Below are 7376 nucleotides of genomic sequence, written 5' to 3'. Positions count from 1 at the left end.
GAATCTGAGCTATGATCTCGGCAATATAATCGGTAGCGGGCGCATATAGATCTATAGAATCAATATCCAGTTTCTTGATATCTTCTAAAAACGCTTCCTTGTATTTGTCAGATACTGATTTTGTGGGTATATGCTCTCTGTTTGCACGCTCTATGATACGGTCATCTATGTCTGTAATATTCTCTAGATAAAAAACAGTGTATCCTTTAAATCGCAGGTATCTAGCCAGCATATCAAAAACCAGATATGTTCTCGCATGACCTATGTGTGAGTAATCATAGATTGTAGGACCGCATACAAACATTTTGACATGTCCTTCAATCATAGGTCGAAACTCCAGTTTTTGCTGGGTTAACGTATCATAAAGTTTCATCGTAATATTGACTCACCTTTTTTAAACGTCTCTTATGCCTTCCGGTAATACTGTAATAATCGCCTCGCCTTCTGGTAAGTTTGGAGAATCTATAAGCCTGGCAATACGCTTTTCACCTTTGCTCTTTCTTAGATAAATCCTGAACGTTGCCGTATGACCAACTATATTTCCACCCACAGGTTGAGTAGGATCTCCAAAAAACATGTCAGGCTTGATAGAAACTTGGTTTGTAACTGCTATTACCGCATTATAAAGATCTGAAAACCGCAATAGATCATGCATATGCTTGTTTAACAGTTGTTGGCGCTCTGCAAGAGTGCCTCTTCCTACATACTCAACCCTGAAATGGGCTGTTAAAGAATCTACGGCAAATAGCTTGATATTTACAGTCTGCGCCAGCTCAAACGCTTTGTCTACAAGCAACATCTGATGGCTGGAGTTAAATGCACGCGCAACATGTATTCGTTTCAAAGTAGCATCTGGATCCAGTCCCTGAGCTTTGGCCATCTCTATAATTCGCTCTGGCCTGAACGTGTTTTCTGTGTCTATTAACATAGCGTCTCCGTTCAGTCCTCCTTTTTCTATGGGCATTGTTGCATTCACGCATAACTGATGTATTAGCTGCGTCTTTCCAGATCCGAATGCACCAAAAAGCTCGGTAATAGCCTGCGTTTCTAAACCTCCGCCAATCAGAGTATCTAGCGCTCTTGATGACGTTGTGAGCTTGGTAACATTCTTTCTCTTTTCAAGTATAGCATCTCCAGTTACATAATCACCCACATTGGCAGATCTCCTAGCATTTTCGATAATCTTCTTAGCAATGCCCTCTCCGATGTCTGCAGCTGAGGCTACATCGGCAGGAGAGGCAATTGCAAGGCTCATCAGGTCTGAATATCCTGCATCTCTTAACTTTTCAGCCGTGGGGCCACCTACCCCCGGTAAATCTTCTAACGTCTCTACTTTTTTATCTTTAGCCATTTACACACCTTTTTTATACATATACTCTAATAGATCTACTAATCTGTTAGCATAACCATATTCATTATCGTACCATGCAATGACCTTTATCAAGTTTTCGCCAACCACATTTGTAAGCTCTGCATCCACAACCGCAGAATAATGTGTGCCCTTAAAATCCATGGATACTAACGGCTCTTCTGATACTGCCAGTATTCCTTTCATTCTGTTTGCTGCATACTCTTTAAAGCGATTGTTAATCTCTTCTTTCGTAGTGTTTTTCTTTACCAGCGCCACTACATCGATTACAGATACCGTCGCTGTTGGGACTCTCATAGAAAGGGCATCAAATTTAGATTTTAAGGTGGGTATCACAATAGATAATGATTTGGCAGCTCCCGTAGAAGTAGGTATGATAGATTGCCCCGCTGCACGCATTCGTCTGTAATCCTTGTGCGGTGCGTCTTGCAGTCTCTGGTCCATCGTTACAGAATGAATTGTAGTCATCAGCGATTTTTCGATTTCAAAGCTGTCATTGAGCACTTTCATTACCGGTGTAATACAGTTTGTTGTACAAGATCCGTTAGAGATTATCTTGTGCTTTACAGGATCGTATTTTTCTTCATTTACACCTAACACTACCGTAAAATCCTCATTTTTTGCAGGCGCTGAGATCACTACCTTCTTTGCTCCGGATGTGATATGCGCATTCGCTTTTAACGCATCTGTAAAAAGTCCGGTAGATTCAACTACTACGTCTATGCCCATCTCTTTCCATGGTAGCTTTGCAGGATCACGTTCTGATAAAGTAACTGTTTTCTTACCGTTCACCGTGAAAAAATTAGATTCTGCACGGACCTCTTCTTCTAGCGTGCCATAACTGCTATCATACTTTAACAGGTGCGCTAATGCTTTTGTATCTACAAGATCATTGATTGCTACAATATCTATATCTGGATGTTTTAGTGCAATTCTATATGTAAGTCTCCCGATTCTTCCAAATCCATTTATTGCAACTTTTAAGCTCATATTATCCCTCAACAATTGTAACAATATAACATAATATTTTTAAAATATTTAATCTATTCGCTCTCAGAATTATCAAAAATCAGTACATATTAACGAAAGATACTGGCACAATCATCTTTTTATGTATGCTGTTTCCATGCTTTTCAATCAGATACAGTTCTTGCTCAAACATTCTGCCAATCGGAACAATCATCTTCCCCAGATCCGATAGCTGATCTAGTAGTAAAGATGGAATTTCTAGAACACTGCAAGTTACCATTATTACATTGTATGGAGATTCTGGAGGATACCCATGCGCCCCTTCACCATATATCAATTTTATGTTTTTTGTGAAACTATATTTTTTAATATTTTTGAGAGCATAACGATACAGTAATTCTGATTTTTCAATAGTAACTACAATTCCTTGGTTAGCCAGATAAGATAAAAGAACTGCATTGTATCCAGACCCAGTGCCAATCTCCAGTATCCTGTACTTTTCTTTTATTTCAGCCAGCTCTAACATCATTGCGACCATGTGCGGAGCAGAGATAGTTTGCCCGTCCATGGTCGGCAAAGGCTCGTCTACATATGCATGTTCAATGTCATTTACAAAATCTCTGCGATCTACTGCTAACATTGCCTCTCTTACTCTCTTTGACTTGATGTACCCTTCACGTTCCAGTTTCAAAATCAGAGATTCAAGTGTGCTCATTATTGTTAGTAATATAGTTGTGAGATTTAGTTTTTTTTAGTTTGTAACAAAATATCTGGTGAAACGCAAGATTCAAAGTTGCAAGTTTTTCAAAACTATAATAATTATGTTTTTTAATGAGCATCTCTATGTCATTATATGAGGATAATATAATGTAAATCTCTCCTTCTGGCTTCAGATATTTTTTTGCATCCGCTAAAAATCTATCTATGATCTCAGATCCAGATTCTCCGCCATATATTGCAGGGTCTTCTTTATATTCCCCAGGCAAGTATGGAGGATTGAAAAGAATCGTGTCAAATTTCCCCGAAACATTCTCAAACAGATCACTTTTTATAAACTTGATTTTTAATTTGCCTGCATTGCTCTTTGCAAGTTTTAGGGATTTATCATTTATGTCCGTGGCAGTTACCGTGCTGCCAAGTTTTGCACAGTGTATTGCCACTTCTCCAGCTCCAGTTCCTATCTCCAGTACTAATTCACCGCACCTGATATGATCCATAAAAAAATATGTATCTTCGCTTGGCAAATAGGGAGCTTGATCCATAATTACTTAATCATATATAGATATAAAAAACAGTCGCTTAATGATCTTTTTTGTTCATTCGAAAAAAGTTATTAGACTAATCATTAAAATGCATTAATTTACTCAGTAACCATAATCCCTCAATTTTTAGGTAATACCCCATTTTTGTGATCTATTTTTCTACCTTCTTTGGTATTTCGACATATGCTGTTTTACTATCACTATAATTTCTGCAAACAAATCTTTGACCTTTCAGACAACAACTCATTTACTGACAAATCTCTCGTTAAATCCGCTTTCTTGATTTTATTCATCATCTTGAAATACAGATAAAGCGATACAACTTGTCTAAAAAATACATAATGATCATAGAAAAAGGCAAAATATCCGGCTGTCAATTTCAGCCCTAATTTCAATTGGAGATATTGAAATATCGTCTTATCGCACCGGATATGATTTTTTTAGATTTGTATCTACTTTTAACTAATAGATATTGACCAGATCTCAAAGTTCTACTCGAAAATAAAATTTATTATAATCCTAGCAGATTCTCAAAATCCTCTTCGTGATCTATTTCTTCTTCCATAATATGTCGTATTATGTGAAAAGTAATTGTATCTTTTCCTGCAGATAGCTTTTTCAATAAGCTATCGTAAACAGATATGGCACAGCGTTCTCCATCAATTCCGTCCTTGACAATTTTTTCTAGATTTTTTCCATCAGCCGGCACTGTATATTTGCAGTTTGAAATCTTTTCGATTTCTTTGAAACTGGTAGGCGGAGCTCCACCAAGCTTTATTATGCGATCTGCAAGCAAGTTCATATGCTCAAATTCCTCTTTTGCATGCTCTTCTAACTCAGCAATTACATTTTTTGCATTTATTCCAGTGGCAATCTTTGAGTCATACCAGTATTGATAATAGGCGAGCCACTCGTCAGCATATGCTTTCTTAAGGTCTTCAATAAGCTCTTTCAGGTCCATTTTAACAATTTCTTGTGCTTTTTTCCCCATATTTATTTCACTTCCATATTTTATTATTTTACTGGGTTCTGATATCCTATCTACGCTAATATTTCTTAGATTTCTGCTTCAGAAATCTCTGGTAACTTCATTTTATTTTCAATACTGTTATAAAATCTCCCGCTTTTTTTAAGGTTTAAATTTACCATCGTCCATGTTTACATTCTTTATAGATAGTTTTTCCAGCAATGTTATTATTTCAGATCTCTATTTAAACATTTCTAATTGAGGGTTTTGTTAGACCTTCATTGATAAGATCTGCCTTGCTATCATCTGATTCACATCTTTTGACTGTTTCATCGCTTCACAAAATTACCCTTTCTCCATTTCATGGAAGGATCGTATCAGCCTTGCCCGGCCCCGTTTTGCTATGTTTATTGCTGCATTTATATCTCTGTCAATTATCAAGCCACATTCTTCACAGATCATAGTTATGCAATGCTCTTTTCGAGTCAGTGACTCACATACCGAACATTCTCTGCTTGCGCTCCTTGTTTCTTTCCTTGATAACTCTATTACTGGCCCATTCTCACTTATATTTTATTTGATTCATTAGCATACATATAGCTTCGGTAAAATGAAACAATATTTACTTATCAACGAAGAATTGACAATGTCTAATTGAGTAAGTCCATGTTGTTATTGCTAAAGATATTTGAATTAATGTTTCTCTCAAACTCCTCTTATGAGATAGAGTATAGACCAGTTGCACTAAAAGTATAATGTTAAAGGTTCTTTGATTATTATCAATATCTCATTAAATCGATAACGTATATATGGTATGAAAAATACTTAATTTACTATCTTTTCAAAGTATATGGATTTGCCATATTGATAATCTTACAAAAATTTTCAGCGGAGATCATTAAAAGCGTGGTTTTAAATAGGTGGTCCAATTTAAAGATTAGATCTTAACGGTAGGTGCATTTAATGGCTAATTATCTAAATATCAGGTTCGACGTCTTTGTGGGCTCTTTAGAGAGAGTAGTTTATTCAAACGGTGAGGAAAAATGACACGTTTTTCAAGACATGCAGTCTTAACGATTGGAATAATGGCGTTTATGGGTATACTTATTACATATGTTGAAACAATGATAATGCCAGCAATACCTATTTTAGAGCATTTTTTCCATACTAATTATGATTCTTTATCATGGATAATTACTGCATATATAATTTCTGGGACCATCTCTGCAGCCATATTTGGCAGATTGGCAGACATATATGGCAAAAAAAAGATCCTTGTTATACTGGCACTGGTATATGCTATTGCAATTTCATTCGGAGGATTTGCTACAAGCCTTGATGAGTTAATTGCAGTAAGGGCAGTACAGGGACTAGGCATGGGAATGTTTCCAGTAGCGTTTGCATTGCTAAATGATCAGGTTTCAAAGGAGAATCTTCCTCTAGCACAGGGAATACTAAGTTCTACATTTATCGGCGGAGCGGCCATTGGTTTAGTTCTAGGTGCATGGATTACCCAGAACTATGGATGGCAATGGTCTTATCACTCTGCTATACCTGTTGCATTCGGACTATTCATAGTTTCTGCAATAGTACTGAAGGACAATTCTGTAAGAATTGACGAAAAGATTGACTTTACTGGAATAATTGCTCTCGGAATAGGTGTCATTACGCTTATTCTTGGCCTCTCTGAGGGAGAATACTGGGGCTGGAGATCGTTGAACATAATACTATCTTTTGCAATATCAGTCATTTCTATAATTTCTTTTGTTTTTGTTGAAAAAAATGCAAAATCACCATTTATCAGCATAAAGCTGCTAAAGATTAGAAATGTGTTTCTTTCTAATTTTACGGGGCTTTTTGCAATGGCAGGAATGTTTTTCTTATTTTACAGTTTTCCGGTAATTCTTGAAGATCCTTCACCTGCAGGATTTAATCTTTCGATTATAAGTGCTGGCTTAATTATGCTTCCTGCCGCTATAGTTTCAATGGCATTCGCACCTCTTTCTGCAAAGATAACTAGAAAAAAAGGACCTAAGATTACAATACTCATTGGAACAACAGTGTTATTTATCTCATATTTAGGGTTGTACTTTTATAGAGCCTCTCCTCTGGATTTGCTTGAAGATGCTACGCTTGTAGGCGTTGGATTGTCATTCATATTTGTAGGGGTAATAAATATACTTCTAGTTTCAACACCTAGATCTGAATCCGGCACATCTACAGGTATGAATGTGGTTTTTAGGAATATAGGATCAGCAATCGCACCGGCAGTAAGTGGGGTTTTTGAAACTATGTATGTAACAAATATTGTATTTCGTACTCCCTTGGGAAATATAACTAGATCATTTCCTTCATATCAAGCATTCAGCTACATATATCTTACCGGCATGGCGTTTCTTGCAATCTCTGTATTATTTACGTTCCTGATGAAAAATGTAGTATACAAAAAACCTGTGATAGAAATTCCAATCGATATAGAAAGTATCACAAAATAAATCTGATCCTTTTAAAACTTATAATTCAGTTGAATATTAACCATGCTTGTTCCCCATCCCGAAGGATTGGTGGTTGTCACTTTCGTCTTCACTTCTAATGACACGGACGGTTTTGAAAGAATACATTACCTAGTTTCAAAGTCTTTCCTGTCATGAACGTTGCCTATTTAGGGATATCAGTGTTCCCTTTGCGCGCATCCCTGTCTGCATGCAATCGAGTTATGCCTTTAATTCATTCCTCAACGCAGACAGCGGAACGGATGGCATTTTCAACCTCTTTCAGAAGATTTGGTTGAAAGATTCTCTATCAGGCC

Annotated in this window: 8 protein-coding genes; 1 reads left to right on the top strand and 7 read right to left on the bottom strand. The window is 36.7% G+C overall.

What is annotated here, in order from left to right; all coding sequences use genetic code 11:
* From QXQ25_03455 to QXQ25_03425, 7 genes are all read right to left on the bottom strand, one after another.
* Positions 1-373, bottom strand: a 373-nt coding sequence (locus tag QXQ25_03455; GenBank protein MEM0160763.1) for a class I tRNA ligase family protein, incomplete at its 3' end; no start/stop codon positions are given.
* 21 nt (positions 374-394) lie between these two features.
* Positions 395-1351, bottom strand: coding sequence for a DNA repair and recombination protein RadA (radA, locus tag QXQ25_03450; protein ID MEM0160762.1), 957 nt, complete (start codon positions 1349-1351; stop codon positions 395-397).
* Positions 1352-2359, bottom strand: coding sequence for a type I glyceraldehyde-3-phosphate dehydrogenase (gap, locus tag QXQ25_03445; protein ID MEM0160761.1), 1008 nt, complete (start codon positions 2357-2359; stop codon positions 1352-1354).
* Positions 2360-2438: 79 nt separating this feature from the next.
* Positions 2439-3053, bottom strand: a complete 615-nt coding sequence (gene pcm / locus QXQ25_03440; protein ID MEM0160760.1) for a protein-L-isoaspartate O-methyltransferase — start codon at positions 3051-3053, stop codon at positions 2439-2441.
* Positions 3040-3600 carry a methyltransferase gene (locus tag QXQ25_03435; protein ID MEM0160759.1) on the bottom strand — a complete coding sequence of 187 codons (561 nt, stop codon included), beginning with the start codon at positions 3598-3600 and terminating at the stop codon, positions 3040-3042. Before QXQ25_03435 ends, pcm begins: the two co-directional genes overlap by 14 nt.
* Positions 3601-4111: 511 nt before the next feature.
* Positions 4112-4591, bottom strand: a complete 480-nt coding sequence (locus tag QXQ25_03430; GenBank protein MEM0160758.1) for a ferritin-like domain-containing protein — start codon at positions 4589-4591, stop codon at positions 4112-4114.
* Positions 4592-4912: 321 nt separating this feature from the next.
* Entirely contained in the window at positions 4913-5116 is a 204-nt protein-coding gene (locus QXQ25_03425) for a zinc ribbon domain-containing protein (GenBank protein ID MEM0160757.1), read from the bottom strand.
* A gap of 494 nt (positions 5117-5610) precedes the next feature.
* On the opposite strand from QXQ25_03425, the gene QXQ25_03420 reads away from it, so the two are divergent.
* A complete protein-coding gene (locus QXQ25_03420) occupies positions 5611-7062 on the top strand; it encodes an MFS transporter (GenBank protein MEM0160756.1) in 1452 nt (483 codons plus the stop codon).
* The last annotated feature ends 314 nt before the right edge of the window (positions 7063-7376 follow it).

The organism is Thermoplasmata archaeon (assembly GCA_038729465.1).
Taxonomy (GTDB): domain Archaea; phylum Thermoplasmatota; class Thermoplasmata; order Thermoplasmatales; family ARK-15; genus JAVRLB01.
This window is presented reverse-complemented; position numbering and strand designations above follow the sequence as displayed.

Excerpts from the sequence above, each read along its gene's own strand:
- gap (MEM0160761.1), bottom strand. The coding sequence starts at position 2,359 with ATGAGCTTAAAAGTTGCAATAAATGGATTTGGAAGAATCGGGAGACTT.
- pcm (MEM0160760.1), bottom strand. The coding sequence starts at position 3,053 with ATGAGCACACTTGAATCTCTGATTTTGAAACTGGAACGTGAAGGGTAC.
- QXQ25_03435 (MEM0160759.1), bottom strand. The coding sequence starts at position 3,600 with ATGGATCAAGCTCCCTATTTGCCAAGCGAAGATACATATTTTTTTATG.
- radA (MEM0160762.1), bottom strand. The coding sequence starts at position 1,351 with ATGGCTAAAGATAAAAAAGTAGAGACGTTAGAAGATTTACCGGGGGTA.
- QXQ25_03430 (MEM0160758.1), bottom strand. The coding sequence starts at position 4,591 with ATGGGGAAAAAAGCACAAGAAATTGTTAAAATGGACCTGAAAGAGCTT.
- QXQ25_03420 (MEM0160756.1), top strand. The coding sequence starts at position 5,611 with ATGACACGTTTTTCAAGACATGCAGTCTTAACGATTGGAATAATGGCG.